The sequence below is a fragment of the Acinetobacter sp. CY81 genome, assembly GCF_059515925.1.
Map to the genome: position 1 here is coordinate 77,687 of NZ_JCAKNC010000004.1, position 19,061 is coordinate 96,747.

18 protein-coding genes are annotated in these 19,061 nt (G+C 39.0%); 6 read left to right on the plus strand and 12 right to left on the minus strand.

Annotation, left to right across the window (positions count from 1 at the left end):
- Positions 1-118: 118 nt before the first annotated feature.
- Positions 119-976, plus strand: coding sequence for a sulfurtransferase (locus AC5YDM_RS06570; protein WP_496151317.1), 858 nt, complete (start codon positions 119-121; stop codon positions 974-976).
- Positions 976-1,824 carry an archaetidylserine decarboxylase gene (gene asd, locus AC5YDM_RS06575; RefSeq protein WP_496151318.1) on the plus strand — a complete coding sequence of 283 codons (849 nt, stop codon included), beginning with the start codon at positions 976-978 and terminating at the stop codon, positions 1,822-1,824. The genes AC5YDM_RS06570 and asd overlap by 1 nt, the downstream gene beginning before the upstream one ends.
- Positions 1,825-1,963: 139 nt before the next feature.
- Here asd and phoR read toward each other — a convergent pair whose 3' ends face one another.
- From phoR to AC5YDM_RS06590, 3 genes are all read right to left on the minus strand, one after another.
- Entirely contained in the window at positions 1,964-3,322 is a 1,359-nt protein-coding gene (gene phoR / locus AC5YDM_RS06580) for a phosphate regulon sensor histidine kinase PhoR (protein ID WP_496151319.1), read from the minus strand.
- Between the two features lie 24 nt (positions 3,323-3,346).
- Positions 3,347-4,057: a phosphate regulon transcriptional regulator PhoB gene (gene phoB, locus AC5YDM_RS06585; protein ID WP_496125317.1), complete on the minus strand. Its 711-nt coding sequence runs from the start codon at positions 4,055-4,057 to the stop codon at positions 3,347-3,349.
- Positions 4,058-4,292: 235 nt separating this feature from the next.
- Positions 4,293-4,985 carry a TetR/AcrR family transcriptional regulator gene (locus tag AC5YDM_RS06590; protein ID WP_496151320.1) on the minus strand — a complete coding sequence of 231 codons (693 nt, stop codon included), beginning with the start codon at positions 4,983-4,985 and terminating at the stop codon, positions 4,293-4,295.
- Between the two features lie 200 nt (positions 4,986-5,185).
- Here AC5YDM_RS06590 and AC5YDM_RS06595 point away from each other — a divergent pair, with 200 nt between their 5' ends.
- Entirely contained in the window at positions 5,186-6,031 is an 846-nt protein-coding gene (locus AC5YDM_RS06595; RefSeq protein WP_496151321.1) for an SDR family NAD(P)-dependent oxidoreductase, read from the plus strand.
- Positions 6,032-6,126: 95 nt separating this feature from the next.
- Here AC5YDM_RS06595 and AC5YDM_RS06600 read toward each other — a convergent pair whose 3' ends face one another.
- The 8 genes from AC5YDM_RS06600 to AC5YDM_RS06635 form a co-directional block, all read right to left on the minus strand.
- Positions 6,127-7,500, minus strand: a complete 1,374-nt coding sequence (locus tag AC5YDM_RS06600; protein ID WP_496151322.1) for an LLM class flavin-dependent oxidoreductase — start codon at positions 7,498-7,500, stop codon at positions 6,127-6,129.
- 212 nt (positions 7,501-7,712) lie between these two features.
- The gene (locus AC5YDM_RS06605; protein ID WP_496151323.1) at positions 7,713-9,080 is read right to left on the minus strand and encodes an MATE family efflux transporter; all 1,368 of its coding nucleotides are present in this window, start codon (positions 9,078-9,080) and stop codon (positions 7,713-7,715) included.
- A gap of 116 nt (positions 9,081-9,196) precedes the next feature.
- Entirely contained in the window at positions 9,197-10,351 is a 1,155-nt protein-coding gene (locus AC5YDM_RS06610; protein ID WP_496151324.1) for a pyridoxal phosphate-dependent aminotransferase, read from the minus strand.
- Between the two features lie 216 nt (positions 10,352-10,567).
- Positions 10,568-11,044 (minus strand): DUF1643 domain-containing protein, encoded by a 477-nt coding sequence (locus AC5YDM_RS06615; protein ID WP_496151325.1) that lies wholly within the window; start codon positions 11,042-11,044, stop codon positions 10,568-10,570.
- A gap of 12 nt (positions 11,045-11,056) precedes the next feature.
- Entirely contained in the window at positions 11,057-11,488 is a 432-nt protein-coding gene (locus AC5YDM_RS06620) for a hypothetical protein (protein ID WP_496151326.1), read from the minus strand.
- 210 nt (positions 11,489-11,698) lie between these two features.
- Positions 11,699-13,006, minus strand: coding sequence for a DUF445 domain-containing protein (locus tag AC5YDM_RS06625; protein WP_496151327.1), 1,308 nt, complete (start codon positions 13,004-13,006; stop codon positions 11,699-11,701).
- A 56-nt stretch (positions 13,007-13,062) separates the two neighbouring features.
- Positions 13,063-13,638 (minus strand): CC0125/CC1285 family lipoprotein, encoded by a 576-nt coding sequence (locus tag AC5YDM_RS06630; RefSeq protein WP_496151518.1) that lies wholly within the window; start codon positions 13,636-13,638, stop codon positions 13,063-13,065.
- 158 nt (positions 13,639-13,796) lie between these two features.
- Positions 13,797-14,336, minus strand: coding sequence for a DUF924 family protein (locus tag AC5YDM_RS06635; RefSeq protein WP_496151328.1), 540 nt, complete (start codon positions 14,334-14,336; stop codon positions 13,797-13,799).
- A 211-nt stretch (positions 14,337-14,547) separates the two neighbouring features.
- Here AC5YDM_RS06635 and gshA point away from each other — a divergent pair, with 211 nt between their 5' ends.
- The 3 genes from gshA (at position 14,548) to AC5YDM_RS06650 (ending at position 17,437) form a co-directional block, all read left to right on the plus strand.
- Positions 14,548-16,125 carry a glutamate--cysteine ligase gene (gene gshA / locus AC5YDM_RS06640; protein ID WP_496151329.1) on the plus strand — a complete coding sequence of 526 codons (1,578 nt, stop codon included), beginning with the start codon at positions 14,548-14,550 and terminating at the stop codon, positions 16,123-16,125.
- A gap of 19 nt (positions 16,126-16,144) precedes the next feature.
- A complete protein-coding gene (locus AC5YDM_RS06645; protein ID WP_496151330.1) occupies positions 16,145-16,642 on the plus strand; it encodes a disulfide bond formation protein B in 498 nt (165 codons plus the stop codon).
- Positions 16,643-16,705: 63 nt separating this feature from the next.
- The gene (locus tag AC5YDM_RS06650) at positions 16,706-17,437 is read left to right on the plus strand and encodes an SH3 domain-containing protein (protein ID WP_496151331.1); all 732 of its coding nucleotides are present in this window, start codon (positions 16,706-16,708) and stop codon (positions 17,435-17,437) included.
- 52 nt (positions 17,438-17,489) lie between these two features.
- Here the strand turns inward: AC5YDM_RS06650 and AC5YDM_RS06655 are convergent, their stop codons facing one another.
- A complete protein-coding gene (locus AC5YDM_RS06655) occupies positions 17,490-18,821 on the minus strand; it encodes a PGAP1-like alpha/beta domain-containing protein (RefSeq protein ID WP_496151332.1) in 1,332 nt (443 codons plus the stop codon).
- Positions 18,822-19,061 lie beyond the last annotated feature (240 nt).

Genomic DNA, 19,061 nt, shown 5'->3' on the forward strand with positions numbered 1-19,061 from the left:
CCATACGATCTCTATGCTATATCTGATTTTTTGCTAAAAGCATGCAAAAAATCAGAATAATAGTGAAAAAATCTTGTGCTAAGATCGATTCTAATCAGTGCAAAATAATTCAATAATTATGTCTAATTCCCAGTCAAAATCTCCGTTTAACTTAGGTTTGCTCATTGAAGCAGAAGAATTGGTTCCACATTTAGGGCATGAAAAGTTACGTATCGTCGATTTAACGCGTGCTTCAGTCTATGAACAATTACATATTCCACATGCGCTTCATGTTTTACCTAAGCAATTGGTTCGACAGGAAGAATTAGCGTCAGGTTTATTGCCTGATGAAGCGGGATTGAAAGCTTTGGTTGAATATTTGAATATTTCTCCTGATCACCATGTTGTAGCTTATGATGATGAAGGCGGAGCATGGGCAGGTCGGTTAATTTGGAATCTACATTGTCTTGGTTTTTACAACGCTAGTTTATTGAATGGCGGAATTCATGCATGGTTAGGTGTAAATCTACCCACTTCAGTAGATGAAGAAAAATTTGAAAAAGTATCGTCATTATTTCCTGTCGAAATCCAAAATATTGAACAACCTCGAATAGAATATGATGAACTGTTGAGTAAAGTTAGTCAGGATAATGTGCAAGTCTGGGACTGTAGAACGGCTGAAGAGTATACAGGACAACGCTTGGCGGCACGCAGAGGAGGGCATATTCCTTCTGCACGACATTTTGAATGGAGTACTGCCCTAAACCGTCAAAATCATTTAAAATTGCATCCCCTAGAACGCACTCAACAACGTTTAGAACAATTGGGCTTTAAATTCGACCAACCTGTGGTGGTGTATTGTCAATCGCATCATCGTTCAGGCTTAGCATATATTATTGGTCGACTACTCGGTTGGGATATCCAAGCTTATGATGGTGCGTGGAGCGAATGGGGCAACCGCCTCGACAGTCCAATCATTACTGGAGAATCACCTTAGTGAGTCTGACAAATTTAAAGAAAAAAATATTCATTAAAGCGCAAAGTATTGTTCCGCAACAAAAACTGAGCCGTGTGGTGGGTAAGGTTGCAGCCAGTGAAAATCCGATTTTAAAAAATATTGTGATTCAAGCATTTAAAAAGCAATATGGCATTGATATGTCGATTGCTGAGCAAAGTAATGCGCTGAAATTCAAATCATTTAATGAGTTCTTTACTCGATCTTTAAAAGAAGGCGTACGTGCCGTAGACAGCAATACAAATAGTATTGTGTCCCCTGCCGATGGTGCAATTTCACAGTTAGGTAAAATTAACGAAGGTGATATTTTCCAAGCCAAGGGTCAGTCATTTTCAGTGGATAAATTGATTGGTGATCCTCAGTTGGCTGCACCATTTAAAGATGGTGAGTTTGCTACAGTATATTTATCACCGAAAGACTATCACCGTGTGCATATGCCATTTGCAGGCACATTGACGGAAACCTTGTATATTCCAGGTGAATTGTTCTCTGTGAATCAAACTACCGCGGAAAATATTCCAGGTTTATTCGCACGTAATGAGCGTATGGTGTGTTTATTTGATACAGAACTTGGTCGTATGGCTGTGGTTCTCGTGGGTGCGATGATCGTTGCTGGTATTGAAACTGTTGCGACAGGTAAAGTAAAACCTACGGGTCGTTTAGAACTGAATCATCATGAAATGAAGCTTGAAAAGGGTGATGAGTTAGGTCGTTTCTATTTAGGCTCGACTGCTGTGATTTTATTTGAACAAGATAAAATAAAGTGGGACGAAGCATTTAAAGCGAATTCGGTAGTTGTGATGGGTGAGGCTTTAGGTCAAACCATTTAACATTCGATTTTTAGTCTAGTTTTTCCATGATGGGAAAAACCAAGTCAAGAATCATAAATAAAAAGCGCCTAGAGGCGCTTTTTATTTATGATGATATTGAAGGTAAATCATTTTAGAGTTGTGACAGACTTTAGATGACTCAGTGCATACGATATAAACGTTCTTTGGGGAACACAGCTATGAACGTTGAACCTTGATTCTCTTTAGAGTCAACTTCAATATGTGCGCCGTGTTGCATCAAAACATGCTTCACAATCGCCAGCCCTAAACCTGTACCACCAGTTTGACGACTTCGTGCACTATCGACTCGATAAAAACGCTCAGTTAAACGAGGTAAATGTTTAGGATCAATCCCGATACCTGTATCTTGAACTGAGAAATAGCCATTTTCACCATCATCATGCCAACCAATCGTGATCGTTCCACCCTTAGGCGTGTACTTAATCGCATTGGTAATCAAGTTGCTAAAGGCACTTGCAAGTTCCATCTCTGAACCGATCAAGTCACAATGACTATCAATATCCAAATTCAATGTATGCCCATAATCAATGTTATAGGCTTGCGCATCATCAAAGAGATGATTCATTAAACTTGGCATTTCAATGATCTGGTTTTTCGCAATCTGTTTTTCATTTTCTAAACGAGATAGCAATAACAAATCATTGACCAAGGCATTCATACGTTTTGTTTGAGATTGCATCTGATCAAAGGCACGTTTCCATCTTGGATTGATGTCTTCTTGATCGGTAAATGTTTCGATATAACCACTCAACACAGTCAGCGGTGTACGTAACTCATGCGAAATGTTATCGACGAAATCCGATCGCATTTGCTCAAGATTACGCATCCGAGTAATGTCATGTGCGACCAATAAACGACTTTGTTGCCCAAAACGAGTTAATTTAATTTGAGCGTATTTATTGTCATCATGCGCTAATTTAACTTTGATGCCGTCAGGTGCATGATCGATATTATTAAAATACTCAACAAAATCGGGTTGGCGAATAATCGAGAGTAAATTACGCCCTCGGTCTGTAGGTTGAATCCCAAAAAGATATTCTGCTGCGGGATTCCACCATTCGATTTGTTGAGAGTCATCGGTCAAAATAATCGCTTCAGACAAAGCAACCAATGAAGATTGTGTACGGTCAATCAAACCGACCATTTCAGATTGTACGATTCGCTCTTGGCGTTGAGCGCGATATACATTGAATAGTAATGCACCCCAAATCCCATTTAAATTGGGTGGCACATCATAAGGACGATTGGCGATCCAATCATTCACTAAAATCAGGGAACGAAGCTGTAAACCAAAAAAGGCAGCAAAAGCCAGTCCTATACAGATCCAGAAGTATCCTATTCCTAAACCAATAAATCCACCAATAACGATGAAAAATGCCAACAAGCGAAGATCTTGTTTAGCGAATGTCCATAAACTACTGTAGCGAAATTTCTGATGATCTTTCGCTAAAGTGGGGACGGGGTAGGGTTCGTACATAAAATTTGATTAACCTAGTGAACACTAGCCTATTGCGACGTCTGCTCGAGTAGAAAAACGATAACCTGTACCACGAACAGTTTGAACATAACGATCTGCGCCATAAGGTTCTAAAACCTTACGTAAGCGACGAATGTGAACATCAATGGTACGGTCTTCAATATATACGTTGCCACCCCATACTTGGTCAAGTAATTGTGCACGTGTATAGGCACGTTCAGGATGCGTCATGAAGAATGCCAATAGGCGGTACTCCGTTGGACCCATTTCTAAAATATTTTGATTAAAGCTCACACGCTGGCTGACAGGATCTAAAATTAAGCCATTTGCATCAATGGTTTTTTCACCGCTCAATGCATTAGCACGACGTAAAACCGCTTTAATACGCGAAACCAATTCACGGGTTGAAAAAGGCTTAGTCATGTAGTCATCTGCACCAGCATCAAGACCTTGGACTTTATGATCTTCTTCACCACGAGCAGTTAGCATGATGACTGGAATTTCAGAGAGCGACTCATCGCGCTTTAAGCGACGGCATAAGTCCACACCGCTCACACCACCAGGAAGCATCCAATCTAGTAATACCAAGGAAGGACGTTGATCCACAATCATCTGATGCGCTTGTTTGGCATCTTCGGCTTCTAAACATTGGAAGCCTGCCATATCTAAAGAAGTATGGATCATTTCACGAATGGGAAGTTCGTCATCGACGATTAAAATGTAGTCATCTTTCACAACGCAATATCCTTAGGTGAACGGTATGACCGTTTATATTTATGACAGGCTTATTACAAAGATTAATTATGACAGTATCATTGCAAAACGGGTGAGCAAGGGCGATTTAGCAATGTTTTGTGACAAAAATATAAAAGTACGATCTAAATTGATCATAAATTTGTCATAAATATTTCCGTTTAAATACTGTGTCTTAAAAATATCTATATGAATTTATTATATTTAATCTCTATTTTTACTCTTTTTGATTGGATATTTCATGAATTAAAGCATTGAAGACGACACGGCATGCTTTCACAACATCTTCTCGTGGTGACTTAAATCCACTCATGACCCAACGCACTGCAATTTGAGTCACATAGCCATTTAACCCTGTTGCGATAAGTGAAATCTCTTTTTCGTTTAAGCTGATATGCGGCATCATCAATGTGACAAATGCGTGAATCATACGATCAAAGCGCGCCATAGTTTCTTGAATCGTGGCGTGATTATGCAGTTCTTGAACCAACATAGCGTCGATATAAATGATACGCGCGGTACGAGGATCATCTTGAAGCATCGCAAAAAAACCATTTAACCCTGCATCAATCATTCGTATCGGATCAGGTGAACCTTGCATGACAGATTGCATTAGAGTCTGCTGCATTTTTTCAATCAGTTGTAAGAAAATAGTTTGAAAGAGGTTCTCACTTTTCTTAAAAGATTCGTAAAAATAACGTTCAGTCAGTTTGGCTTCATTACAAATATCTTTAACAGTAACCGAAAAGAATCCATGTGTACCATAAGCTTCAATACCAGCCTCGATTAATTTTTCACGACGAGCTTGTTTACGCTCAGTGAGGGACATGCCTTTAAATTGACGTTCTTTCACCACTTTTTTTTCTGGTACTGATTCTAATGCAGTTTGCTTTTCTAAATATTCGGTCATAAAAATGATGATCTAGTTCGTGTCGTAGTTTTGGATATCTTAGCAACTAATACCGACTAAGCCTATGTGTTAAATATTCGCATTTTTACCAATATAAATGACCTTGAGTGATATTGACAATATTTATTGTCAAATTTATAGTGATTTGTGAGCGGCACACAAATAAAGATGTTGTGCATAAAAATGGATAAGGAAACACAATGAAAAATTTTAAAAATAAAGTGGCTGCGATTACAGGTGCGGGTTCTGGTATGGGACAACAGCTTGCAGTGTTATTGGCAAAGGCTGGATGTCATTTATCAATTAGTGATGTGAATGAAAAAGGTTTGGCAGAAACCGTTGAGTTGGTAAAACCTTATAATGTCAGAGTCACTTCGAAAAAAGTGAACGTGGCGAAGCTTGAAGAAGTTAGAGCTTGGGCAGCAGATACGGTGCAAAATCATGGTTCGGTAAACATGATTTTTAATAACGCAGGTGTGGCTTTAGGCTCAACAGTAGAAGGTGCAAATTATGAAGATCTTGAGTGGATCATGGGCATCAACTACTGGGGCGTAGTGTATGGAACGAAAGAGTTTCTTCCATACATTAAAAAATCAGGTGAAGGACATATCATTAACACTTCAAGTCTGTTTGGTTTAACAGCACAGCCAACGCAATCTGCTTATAACTCATCTAAATTTGCAGTTCGTGGTTTTACGGAGTCTTTACGTCAGGAATTGGATATCGAAAACTGTGGCGTAAGCGCTTTATGTGTACACCCAGGTGGTATTCGTACCAATATCGCAAATGATGCACGTATGAATGACAGCTTGAAATCTCTAGGCATGAATCCAGAGAAATCTGCAAAGGCATTTAATAAATTACTGCGTATGCCTGCTGAAGATGCATCTCAACAAATTTTAGATGCAGTATTGAAAAATAAACGTCGTTTATTGATTGGTAACGATGCGAAGGCAATTGATTTGATGCAGCGTATTTTGCCGACGGGATACCAAAAAGTGACGGCATTGGCGACTAAATTGAGTAAACGTTTAGAGCCAAAGTAATCCATTGTTATGATTCATAGAAACCCGCATTAAGCGGGTTTTTTTGTGCAGATATGCCATTTGATTTTACTTCTAATTTAAATGAGAAAATGACATCAAGATACTTGAGCCGTATTCTGTTTATTCAAAACATATTGATTCTCAGGGTGCTTTAAACCTAAGTTTTCACGTAAGGTCGTGCCTTCATATTCGGTACGAAACAGTCCGCGACGTTGTAGTTCAGGGACGATGAGTTCGACAAAATCATCTAAGCCCGCAGGGGTGGATGGAGGTAAGACATTAAATCCATCGGCTGCTTCATTTTCAAACCATGTCTGTAACTGATCTACCACGTGTTCTGCTGTACCAATCAAAGTCCAATGTCCCCGTGCTGATGCAATATATTCATAGAGTTGGCGAATAGAAAATTGATGTTTACGTGCAATATCAATCATCATTTGTTGACGACTTGAAAAATTAATCTCTTTTTCATTGAGTTCAGGAAATGGTGCATCGAGATCATACTGTGACAAATCCACCGCACCTGCCAAGCCTGACAATAAACCTAGACCGACATCAGGGTGAATCAAGCTATTGAGTAATTCATATTTTTCTTGTGCTTCTTGCTCAGTTTGAGCAACAAAAATGGACACACCCGGCATAATTTTGATGTCATCCGCATGACGACCATATTTTGTTAAACGACTTTTTACATCACGATAAAAGGCTTGAGCATCTGCTAAATCTTGTTGTGCTGTGAAAATGACTTCAGCATATTTTGCTGCTAATTCACGACCATCTTCAGATTGCCCAGCTTGTACAATGACAGGATAACCTTGGGGTGGACGAGGTACATTCAAAGCCCCTTGAACTTTAAAATATTGACCTTGATGCAAAGGCTCATGATTTTTATCGGCATCATAAAAAACACCTGAAGTTTTATTGTATTGGAATGCATCATCTTCCCAAGAATCCCAAAGCTTCTGAACCACTTCAATAAATTCATCTGCACGTTCATAACGAACTTTAGGATCTGGATGAGCTTCAAATCCAAAATTACGTGCCGTGTCTGCTGAGACAGTGGTTACCACATTCCATGCTGCACGACCTTTAGAAATATGATCTAAAGAAGCATATTTACGTGCCAGAATATAAGGGTCTTCATAGGTGGTTGACGCTGTTGCAATAAAGCCAATATTTTTAGTGACGACTGAAATAGCTGAAAACAGTGTAATCGGTTCAAAGCCGACAATTTTGTCACTATATCCGATGCCTTTTTTATTTTTTGAAGCACCGTGACTCCAATTTACAGATAAACCATCTGCAAGAAAATAAGCATCAAATAAACCTCTTTCCGCTGTCTTTGCCAGTTCAATGGCGTAGTCAATACTGAGATGATCTTGAGGTCTTGATTCAGGATGGCGCCAACCCGCAGCATGTTGGGAGGTGGTTGGGATAAAAGCACCCAGCTTGATTTGACGCTTTGACATTGTTATATCCTATTGAACTTATTCATTTTGAATAGGGTTATAACAAGAATGTTTTGGTCTGAAAAATACGATTTAAATAAAACCTTATGAAAATTATGGGATAAGTTATAAAGCTTAAATTTTTTCTTAATACCAATGCGAGGTGAGAGGGGGCAACCTATTATAAAATTGCCCCCTTACACTCACTCTCTGATTGAAACTTTCTAGACAGTCTAAATTAAGACTTTAACGGCTTTCTTTTTCCAGACGAATTGGTAATACAGTCCTTGCATAATGCATAAGCAAACGAAAGCAAGAGCATAACCATACCAAATCCCTTGCAAGCCCCACCATGAACTAAACAAATAAGCAGCAGGGAGCTCGATTGCCAAAATAGCGATAATATTGATGATCATCGGCATGGTGACAGTTCCACTGGCACGCATGATTGAAGCAAAAATGGCACTCGCGCCAAAGAATAAAATTGACCAAAGCACAATAAATAACAGTTGTTGACCCAATACGACTACCGCAGGATCTGTAATGAACAATGCCATCAGATACTTTGAGAACAGATAACCTAAAGTCACTAAGCTACCAGTAATCACGATATTCATACCCAGTGAAATACGCGTAACTTTTGCCAATGAGTCTGCTTTACCTGCACCAATGGCCTGAGCTGCAAAAATTGAAGCAGCAATGGCAATGGAGAGTGCAGGGAATTGAATGTAATTCAAGACCTGATTCACAGCACCATAGGCAGCGGTGGCATCTGAACCATAACGATTGACTAGACCGACGATGACCAAACCCGCCACTGAAGTCGTGACCATCTGAATGCCTGTAGGGACACCTAATTTTAAAATTTTGGCGCTAATTTCTGGATCATATTTAATATATTTACACATCGCCCCATCAATTTTTAAGGGATGGTCTTTTTTCTTTAAATAAAAATAGAGAAAAATCAGTACCGCTAAATAACCAATTGTGGTCGCAATCGCAGGTCCGATAATACCCAAACGTGGAAACCCAAAATGACCTGCAATTAAGACTGGGGTAATAAACAGCCCAAGTATACTGGTCATACCAAGGGCAATTAACGGCGTAATACTGTCACCAACGCCACGAAGGATTGAAGTGTAAATAATATAAATAAACAGTAATGGACTTCCTGCCAGCATCCACTGGACATAAGGCAGAGACAAATGCATTACGTCAGGATCTGTGCCTAGTGCAAGCAAGACAGAACGTGCTGAGAGTACACCTAAGAATGCAATGACTGTTCCACCAATCACCGTCATAAACAGGGTAGAGCCGACCACTTGGCGAACTTTCTCAATATTTTGAGCTCCCCAAGCTTGACCAACCAATACAGTTGAACCTGCCGATAAACCAATCACGAAAGCCATGAGACAAAACAGAATCGGGAAAAATACAGAGACTGCAGCAATAGCATCAACACCGAGCATTTGACCGACAAATACGGTGTTAATGGTGCCAGATAAATTCTGTAAAATATTGGTCGCAATCAAAGGAAGCAAAAAGACCAAAAAAACGCGCCAAAAATTCGGGTCGTCAATTGGGCTTAGACGTGCACTCATCTTATTTTTTTATCCATCATTATTATTCAATATCACTCATCGCACAATAACATAGCTGCGATGCGATCCGCCCGATATTTAAAAACAATCGGGCGAATTGTTACAGGAATACTGTATTAGACTGCTGAAAGAATTTGACCTGCTTGAATCAGAGTTTCATCTTTTTTGGCAAAGCAGAATCGAATCATACGTAAATCTTGAGGTGCTTTTTGGTAAAACACAGACACGGGAATAGCGACAATTTTGTGTTGTTCAGCCAAATACTGGCACATCTCTACATCACTTAAATCGGGGCGGATTACGCTGTAATCCAGATTTTGAAAATACGTGCCTTGCGATGGCTGAAACTTAAATCGAGATGTGCTGATCTGTGAATTAAACAGATCACGTTTGGTTTGATAGAAAGCAGAGAGTTCTTGAATATGTTCAGGATGATCCTGCATGAAATTTGCCAAAGCCCACTGAACTGGCGTGACGCCGCAGAAATTGGCAAACTGATAAATCTGTCTAAACACCGTCATCAAAGCGGGTGCTGCTATGCAGTAACCTGTTTTCCAACCTGTGACATGGAAGGTCTTACCAAAAGAACCCACGACAAAGCTACGCTCTCTGAGTTCAGGAAAAGACAGTGCTGAATAATGCTGTTGACCATCAAAAATCAGATGTTCATAGACTTCATCTGACAGCACGATAATATTTTTATCACGAATGAGTTCAATGAGATTCTGCCAATCCACCTTTGACCAGATCGCCCCTGTTGGATTGTGTGGCGTGTTCACAATCACCATACGAGTCCGATCGTTAATCGCATCTTTCACCTGATTCCAATCGACACTAAAGTCAGGTGCTTGTAAGGTAATATGAATTGGTTTAGCACCGACTAATTTTACACTCGGTGCATAACTATCATAGCTCGGATCAAAAATAATGACTTCATCACCAGCCTGTACCACGGCTTGAATCGCTGAAAAGATGCCGATGGTTGCCCCTGGGGTAATGGTGATCTCGTTTACAGGGTCTAGATGAAGCTGATCGCGTTGTAAAAACTGTTGAGCCAGTTGTTCGCGTAAGGGGAGTAAGCCGTCTCCGGGTGCGTATTGATTCAATCCATCTAAGGTTGCTTTGCTGAGCGCTTCAAGTAATGCAGGGGGAGCAGGGAAGTCAGGAAAGCCTTGTGATAAGTTCAATGCATTTAACTTTTGTGCTAAAGCTGACATGGTGCTGAAAATGGTCACACCTTGGCTCGGGAGTTTGGATTGAATGCTGATCATGGGCTTTCTGATGTTATGGTGCGTTGATGAAAATTGTAGCAGGTGATTGAAACATGAGGAACAGAAGAGTATTCGTTGATGATTTGTCGTTAAATATTTGAAATTATTTTTTACATTTAGTTAATTTAAGCTATCTTGCATGCATGCACTTATAAATTTCCATATATATTATGAGTTGTATAAGGTTTGGGCAGACTTCGCATAATGCCCATTATGTTAAATCAGGTCTGAAAAGAACTTAATTTGAGTTTTAGAATGAATATATAGAGGATGTTTTGGCTCCCCTGTTTTATTTAAGTCTAGATAATAAAGTTTATCTTTTAATAGCTCTTTAACAGCAGCAGATCTTTGCTTGTACGCCCCATGATTCCCCCAACAAGCAATAATTTTTTGAGACTGGTTTGCTAGTTCGTCTAAGTAAAAATCATTATCCGAGCCAATAGGATCATATTGGGACATCATCGCTTGTGGATCAGTTGACCGATATGCAAAGAGATTAGCCATATAAATACCACCACCACCCCAACTTTTGGCAAAGTTGATACAACGAGTGATCGTTGGGTCGTCTTGAGCATGATCTGCAGTTGAAGGGTTTAAGCCAACAAATGTAAAGATTGGCTTTTCCTTATCCCAAATACGCCAAAGGGAATAACGATACTTAGTGCAATCTGAAATTTTTGCGCCTTTTTCCATTGCTAATATTCCTTAGATTTCACGATCAATATCATAAGCTTGGGATGGATTCCAAACTAGATCTTCTATTTTTTCTAAAATTTTTTCTGGTTGTGTATCAGTATCAGATGCGCCACATTCCTGGCATTCCCCAAAGTAATGACCATCACTGATTTGGTATATGTTCATTGTTTGCAAATTGCATATTGGACAGACATCAACCAGAAAAAATGGATGAGATTTCAATTCTTGTATATACCTTGCTTTTTCTTCTGCTTGTCTTTCAAGCTCTGCATTTTCAGCTTCTATTTTCTTAGCAATTTCGGCTAGTTCAGCTTTTGTTAATTGGCTTTCATGCCAATCTGGAAAGTACTTCGAATGTGGACCGAGATCTGGCCCACGATTAGGGTAATTTGCTGGATTCTCTTCTGGAAAATCTTCGAAATACTCTGACCATTCCCCCATTTTTTTACTCCTCCCTAGTGTTTAAATTCTCTAAAATTAACATAATACACCTTATGCGAAATTATCTCAGTAAATTGAATAAAATCAATATATTGTAATCCACTAAAAAGCCCATTCATCGTTGAATGGGCTTTTTACATGAATATTCACGTTCCACGCTAAATTGTTACGCTATATTTCCCTATATTCTTTAATTTGATTAAAAAATATCTAAAGCACAAATTCTACGACCGCCCGAATCACACCTAATATTAAACCAATAAAGGCACCGACTACGACACCATTCACGCGAATCATATGCAGGTCACCACCGACTTCATTTTCAATCTTGTCGATCATTTCACGCGAATCCCATTCATGAATACGTTCACTAATAAATAGAATCACTTTCTCACTGTATTGATCACTCAAATTAATCGCGATACCACTAATTTTCTCATTTAAAAGCTCACGAATGGCTGAGTTAGACATGATATTTTCACCCAAACGCTGAATTGCCACTCGTAAATTTTCAGCAATACCCGAATCAGGTTTCAATAAATCATCACGTACCGCATTGCAGAGAATCACCACAGCACCACTGATAAAGTTTAAGACTTGAGGGCTATCTAAAAGGGCATCTTTGGTTTCATTTAAACGCGTACTAGCAGTACTTTCAGGATTTGCCAGTTCATGCATTAAATGCTGTCCAATCTCCTCGATTTTTTGGCGCCAAGGATGCTCAGGGTCAGCGAGCATCGACTCAACCCGTTCAATAAGTGAATTAATCGTACGTTGTTGCACATCAATCCCGATCCAACTCGCACCTTTCGCCAATTTCCAAACGCCTAATTCTTTAAACAGAGTACGGGTTAGCTCATGGGTTTGTTCAGGGTGCGTGGTCATCCATTCATGTGCCACATCTAACCCCCGTTGCAAGACATCTTGGTGGAAATCATTTTCGAGAACTGCGCGAATCATCTCACTTGCAAGCTGATTAATCTGTGTGCTTTTGACCCACTGCACACTGTTATTTTGAATGAAGCGACCAACTTGCTCTTGACCGACAAATTCGAAAATTTTAGGAACAGTTTGCTGAGTGACTTGAGTAACTTGTACATTATTTTTCGGATTGGCAAGCCATTGACCCACCGCGAGACTGATGTCAGTACTGTTTAAACTTTTTTCAACGACCTGAGGCGATAGAAAGTTTTCTTGAACAAAACGTCCCATAGATTCGGCGATACGTGCTTTGTTACGCGGAATAATTTCAGTGTGGTCTTTTAAGAATTTAGGAATCGGAATACGACCAAAAGGATTGCGAAACAAAACCGTAATGGCATACCAATCGGCCAAACCACCCACCACACCTGCCTCGGCAGATAGCATTAAAATATGAATCAACCAGACATACTCAGGCATCAGCTTTGCAGCAACCATTAAGGCAATCCACGCGCAGACTGCAATGATCAATGCAATCATCGCATAGCGTTTACTGCGATTTAAACTGGGTGAGGTATGTTCTTCGGTTTGATTCATTGAAACTCCAATAAAATTTAAAAAATGAAAACCACATTTATTTCAAATGAAGTTCATTATTTTGTCGGTGCAATCACTGGCTGAGGTTGTAATACCTGACCTGTCGTACTTACACCATATTTTTGCCCTAAGCTTTGTAAAATCAGACGTGCATCAAATGCATCGCTAGGCGCAGATTTTTTATCTTTAAAACATTGAATCGTATAAGAGACTTGAACAGGTTCGACATTCACCACTTGAGGCATGTCGTAATAAGGATCATAAAAGCCTGGATGACGTCTGTAGCCATATCCATAACCCCAAGGTGACATCATCGGAGTAGGGTAGACCACAGCTTGACGAGGGGGCTGTTGGCTACGATTACTCGGATCATTCATGACTTTGAAATATTGAAAACCTTTCAGTACCGTAGTTTGAGCTGATTTTAAGAGAGCAATTTCTTCCGCGCTCCCAAAGCTCATATTGGAACTCCCTAGAAAACTGACTCTAAACGTCTGCTCATTCAAAGGTGTGGTACTGAATTGACCCAATTGGTCAAAAGTACGTGGTTGTGAAGGTGTCGTTGCGCAACCTGAAAGCACCAGTACCACTGCAATCGAAACACCAAGGAGCGATATTTTTATCTTGTTCATCATTGGATTATGCATAGAATGACTCCCGAAATGAGCAATAGGGCGAAAATGAAAATGCTGGTTTTAAATCATAGCAATTAAATCACTATGACAACAAACAAGGACGACTGCTGTTTCAGATCTGCTGATCAGAAAATCTTTTAAGCAACTAAAAATGTTTAAAAGCTACTGTTGGGTTGGGTTAAAAACTCGACCTCTTCAGGTGTCGATTCACGTTCCAAAATTTGATTACGATGCGGATAACGACCAAAACGATCAATAATCGTTTTATGTTTAAGTTCAAAATCTAAATTTATGGGATTGCCTAGCGCCTCAAATAATTGCAAAGCCTGAGCATGGATAATTTTAGATTCACTGTGCATAAACGGCATGTACATAAAGCATCTTTGATCAGGTGCTAATTGTTGATCTAAGTCTAAGCGGACAGCTTCTTGAGCAAGTGAAAGTGCTAAAGGATCTTGCGCAAAAGAAGCAGGGTGATCACGAAATAGATTACGAGAAAATTGGTCGAGAACGATAATTTCTGCCAAACGCCCTTCAGCAGTTTCACGCCATGTCCAAAGTTCACATTGCATGGCTTGTTGTAAGGTGTGACCAAATTTTTCTTCAAGTTCTAAATCGAATTCATCACTTTTACTAAACCAAAATTCTTTATTTTCAGGATCGAACCAAAAATCGAGGACTTGTTTATAATTCATTTTATTTACAGTTCTTTAATGTTATTACATGCATAAAATCACAAATTTCTAACGTCATATAGTTAAACTTTGTGATAAACAATAAGCAAATTATAAAGCGAGTTGGATTGAATTGTAGATTGCAATGTCATACTGATCGATAATTCACGCTATACTTGATATAAATCAAACATTTTGTTTAAAGCCGTCTTGAAGATAAGCGAGTCAGTAAATGAGTCAACCCGAATCAATTTTTCAATCTGCATTACCAAATTGGGTGGATTCAACATTATTTAAGGGGATGCTACGCGGCATAGAGCGTGAAAGCTTGCGCATGCAGAGTAATGGTTTTTTGTCGCAAAAAGATCATCCTCAGGCGCTTGGCTCAGCCTTGACTCATCCTCATATCACGACGGATTATTCAGAAGCATTGATGGAGTTTATTACACCTCCACAAGACACAATTCCACAGGCTTTAAATTATCTAAAAGATATTCATGCAGTAGCACATCGTCATTTAGAAGATGGCGAAAAGTTATGGCCGTTGTCTATGCCATGCATGTTAGATGATGACGAAGAAAGTATCCGTCTAGCAGAATATGGCACGTCAAATGTAGGGCGTTTTAAGACCTTATATCGTAAAGGTTTAGGGGTGCGTTATGGACGTCGTATGCAGACCATTTCAGGTGTGCATTATAATGTTTCATTTCCAGATCAGTTGTTTGAAGAATTACAAAAACATGAATGGGATCCTGAGCTTAAAGCACTAAATTTGCAGGATTATCGTAGTCATCGTTACTTTGGTTTGATTCGTAATTTTATTCGTTTAACGCCTTTAGTGATGTATCTGATTGGGGCTAGTCCTGCGGTTTGTCGTTGTTTTATGACAGGTCGTGAACATCATTTATTACCATTGGTAAAAGGTACATTACACTTACCTTATGCAACTGCTTTACGCATGGGCAACTTTGGCTATCAAAACTCGGCACAAAAAGAGCTGGGGATTCATTACAACAATCTGCCTGATTATTTGGTAGGTTTACAACAGGCAGTAAATACGCCGTATAGCCCATTTTCACATTTGGGTCTGCAAGATAAGATGGGTGAACCAACTCAGATCAATGACCATGTGCTTCAAATCGAAAATGAATACTACAGTTTAGTTCGTCCTAAACAAGTACCTCTTGCAGGGGAGACACCATCACAAGCCTTAGCAAATCGCGGTGTTGGTTACGTTGAACTTCGTGCTGTCGACGTGAATCCGTATAGCGATATTGGAATTGATGAAGATACTGCAGGCTTCCTTGAAGTGTTGGCACTGTACTGTTTGATGCAAGACAGTCCTGAATTGTATGATCAAGAATTAGAAGATATTGAGAAAAACCAAGCTGAAGTAGTCAATCGTGGTCGTGCTCCAAATGCAGTGATTATTGAACATAAAAAGCAAGTTCCCATTTTAAAATGGATGGGTCAACATCTTGATCATATGCAATCTTTAGCACGCGTACTCAATCAAACCTATGCAAGCCGAATTTATACGCAAGCTTTGGAAACCATGAAGCAACGTATTCATAAAGTGGATGAAACATTGTCCGCTAAAGTCATTCAAGATACTTTGAGCCATAAAGGTACATGGAGCTTTGGTAGTGAAATGGCCAATCAACATGCACAAAGTTATGAAGCGCATGTGTTAAAGCCTGACACGATTGAATATTTTGAAGGGCTTGCGCAAAGCTCATTACAAAAACAACAGCAACTTGAACAAGAATGTACTCAATCTTTTGATGAGTATTTAACTGCATTCAGATAATTGAAAAAGAGGATATTCCATGCAATGGAATAATTACCGTGTTATCAGTGGATTGTTATTTTTAGCAAGTGTTATAGGTATGGCATTTGCGTTATATCTTGAGCATTTTCGGGGTTTTAGCCCGTGCCCACTTTGTGTATTTCAACGTGTTGGATTAATTGGTTTGGGTGTGATTTCTTTGATCGCATTGATTCATAATCCGAAACACAACGGATTGAAACGTGGTTATGCATTGCTTGGGACAATTTCTATTTTATGGTCAGCAGGGGTTGCAGCACGTCATGTCTGGCTGCAGAACTTACCGCCTGATCAAGTTCCGAGTTGTGGTCCAGGTTTAGATTATTGGTTAGAAACTTTGCCGTTGAAGTCTGTTTTTGATCAAGTGCTTAAAGGCTCTGGTGAATGTGCAGTCGTGGATTGGAGCCTATTTGGCCTATCGCTACCTGTATGGTCATTGGCTTTTTTTAGTGTGCTTGCGATTGTCAGTATTTGGCAGATCTTTAGAAAGTATCCTTGATTCGAAAGAAAACCAGCTTAATGCTGGTTTTTTATTACAACATTCATAAAATAAGATATAAGAATGAGCAGAATGAAAATTATATTTGGATTGGTAATGATGATATTGGGTAATCAAGTTTTTGCTCAATATGGATTTATCGATGATTTAGATGGCGCTGTAAATGTTAGAGCGACCAATTCACTTTATTCAAAAGTCATTGCGAAATTAAATAACGGTGAAGTCGTATCGATCATAGATGATTATTCAGACCATCATTTTGACTATGTCTTGAATAGTGAATTACCAAATCATTCAGGATTTATTCATAAAAGCAGAATCAATCGATTTAAAAATTTTCAAAAATGGAAAATAGAATCTAATTCTAAATTTCATGCTCAATATCGTTCAGGACAAGCTACGGTTAAAATTGAAACTCAACCAGCTCAAATTAATCTAAAGGATTTTAAATTTGGATCTATAACTCAGCCTTTTCAACGTTATAAAAACAAAGATTTTTTTGGTACAGATGGTCAACTGCCTAAAGGAAGTTTACAGTTCAAATCAATTGATGTGCAGTGGAATGGCAACAAAATAAGTTTATCTTCTAAAGATTTAGAACAATATTTTTTCCCTTCTACACCGCGCGTAAAAGGTGGGAAGCAAGATTTTGCAGAAGCAGAGATTTATAGTAAAGATAAGGATCTTTATATCATTAATACTTTAGCTACGGGTGGTGCCGCACAGTATGTATTGGTTATTCATATTCAAAATGGAAAAATTTTAGATATTCGAGCATGGAATGAATCCATTTAATTAAAAAAAAGCCAATATATGATTGGCTTTAAATGAATTGGCGAAATTCAGTTTAAGTCTGAACAATCCCTTCCATGCTTTCGAGTTTGATCAAATATTTACGAATCTGTTCTTCAGCCAATTCGTCATGATGCGGGTAGAACCAGCGAGCAATTTGTTCAGCAACACTCGAGTGATATTGGATTTCCATATGGTTGAGACCATAGAAAACAGCTTTATGCGACTCAGGTAATTTCAGTTGAAAACGTGGATTGGGATGTTCACCTAAGGCACTTTTAACACTGACCAAATAGTCGCCAATCACTTTTCGGGTACGATTTTTTCGTGTTTCATTTTCAATCGTTCCTGCGACAAGGAAGGTATTGATATGTGAAGGCAGTGGTGCAGGTTTACGATTATCATCAATCATGCCGATACGAGCATCATTATGTTCCCAATCATCATCACGAACACTGCCATGGCGCAAATCTAAAATACCATTGCTGCGAATATTCACGATATGACCTGCCAAATTCACAATCGGAAATTGTCCTACTTTCTCTTGAACAGCAAAACCAATACGTTCTAGCACAGCACCGTGATGAGGTGATCCTAAACACACTAGGTTTTCAGCCATATGGAACCATTGATGTAGATTTTGTTTACCATAGAACAAAGCACTACGTGACACCAAGCCACCCATACTGTGCCCGATCAAATCAATACTGGTAATTCTCGGATTACGTTTAACCAAATCTTCTAGCAGATTTGCTAAAGCCCGCCCATTGGTGGAGATGCGTCGCCCCGTGTTGTAGTGCAAATACAACATCGTGTTGTTATCACGTTGGGCTAATAATTTTTCTCCAATACCACCATAGTTGCGATTGGTCCAGTCCAAATGGTTCATACATAAACCATGACTAAAAATCACAATCCGTCCAGACAAATCACCTTGTTGTAATTCACCGTAGTGGTCATACAAGTTAGATGATAAAGCCAAAGGATTTTGATTTTTAAGTAGATAATCTCCAATAATCCCATTAAGCGCACTGACCAAAAAGGTCATTTTGGGCGTTAAAGGCTTATCATGTAATTTAGGAAATTGATCGATAATTTTACGCAGTGTCGGTGCTAGAAAATAGCTACCGTAATTCAGTAACGTGCTATATGAAAAATCATAAAACTTTTTAACATAAGATTTTTTTTGAAATTCTTGTGATTTTTTTTTACTGAGACCAAAAATACTGAGCAGCATTTCGCGTTGTAATGACTGAATCAGGTTTTGTACTACCTGATGTAACGGTGTACTAACCAGTTGTGCCAAACCCTCCAAAACATCAGCTTGGCTAGGAGGAGATCTGTCCCATTTACAATAGGTTTCGTGGAGCGGAGTTAAACTCGGCATGTGTTTGGTCCTTTTCCAAGATGATCATGCTTAATACTTTCTTTTAAGCCATAATCATTGTATAAAATCTTTTCTAGTTATCTTATGTTGTTCTTCCCGAACATTTTTTTAAAATAACGATGATTTAAAAATTGCATGGGTTTTTTGTCTGACAAAAGTCGGAAATGTACAAAAACCTAACAAATATGTGATTTTAGTCACACTAATAATTTAGTGAATTCATCTTGAAAATCAATTGAA

Coding starts and splice junctions, on each gene's coding strand:
- AC5YDM_RS06645 (WP_496151330.1), top strand. CDS start 16,145: ATGCAATGGAATAATTACCGTGTTATCAGTGGATTGTTATTTTTAGCA.
- AC5YDM_RS06620 (WP_496151326.1), bottom strand. CDS start 11,488: ATGGGGGAATGGTCAGAGTATTTCGAAGATTTTCCAGAAGAGAATCCA.
- AC5YDM_RS06615 (WP_496151325.1), bottom strand. CDS start 11,044: ATGGAAAAAGGCGCAAAAATTTCAGATTGCACTAAGTATCGTTATTCC.
- AC5YDM_RS06610 (WP_496151324.1), bottom strand. CDS start 10,351: ATGATCAGCATTCAATCCAAACTCCCGAGCCAAGGTGTGACCATTTTC.
- phoR (WP_496151319.1), bottom strand. CDS start 3,322: ATGTACGAACCCTACCCCGTCCCCACTTTAGCGAAAGATCATCAGAAA.
- AC5YDM_RS06635 (WP_496151328.1), bottom strand. CDS start 14,336: ATGAATTATAAACAAGTCCTCGATTTTTGGTTCGATCCTGAAAATAAA.
- AC5YDM_RS06590 (WP_496151320.1), bottom strand. CDS start 4,985: ATGACCGAATATTTAGAAAAGCAAACTGCATTAGAATCAGTACCAGAA.
- AC5YDM_RS06600 (WP_496151322.1), bottom strand. CDS start 7,500: ATGTCAAAGCGTCAAATCAAGCTGGGTGCTTTTATCCCAACCACCTCC.
- AC5YDM_RS06655 (WP_496151332.1), bottom strand. CDS start 18,821: ATGCCGAGTTTAACTCCGCTCCACGAAACCTATTGTAAATGGGACAGA.
- AC5YDM_RS06625 (WP_496151327.1), bottom strand. CDS start 13,006: ATGAATCAAACCGAAGAACATACCTCACCCAGTTTAAATCGCAGTAAA.
- AC5YDM_RS06570 (WP_496151317.1), top strand. CDS start 119: ATGTCTAATTCCCAGTCAAAATCTCCGTTTAACTTAGGTTTGCTCATT.
- AC5YDM_RS06650 (WP_496151331.1), top strand. CDS start 16,706: ATGAGCAGAATGAAAATTATATTTGGATTGGTAATGATGATATTGGGT.
- AC5YDM_RS06630 (WP_496151518.1), bottom strand. CDS start 13,638: ATGAACAAGATAAAAATATCGCTCCTTGGTGTTTCGATTGCAGTGGTA.
- gshA (WP_496151329.1), top strand. CDS start 14,548: ATGAGTCAACCCGAATCAATTTTTCAATCTGCATTACCAAATTGGGTG.
- AC5YDM_RS06605 (WP_496151323.1), bottom strand. CDS start 9,080: ATGAGTGCACGTCTAAGCCCAATTGACGACCCGAATTTTTGGCGCGTT.
- AC5YDM_RS06595 (WP_496151321.1), top strand. CDS start 5,186: ATGAAAAATTTTAAAAATAAAGTGGCTGCGATTACAGGTGCGGGTTCT.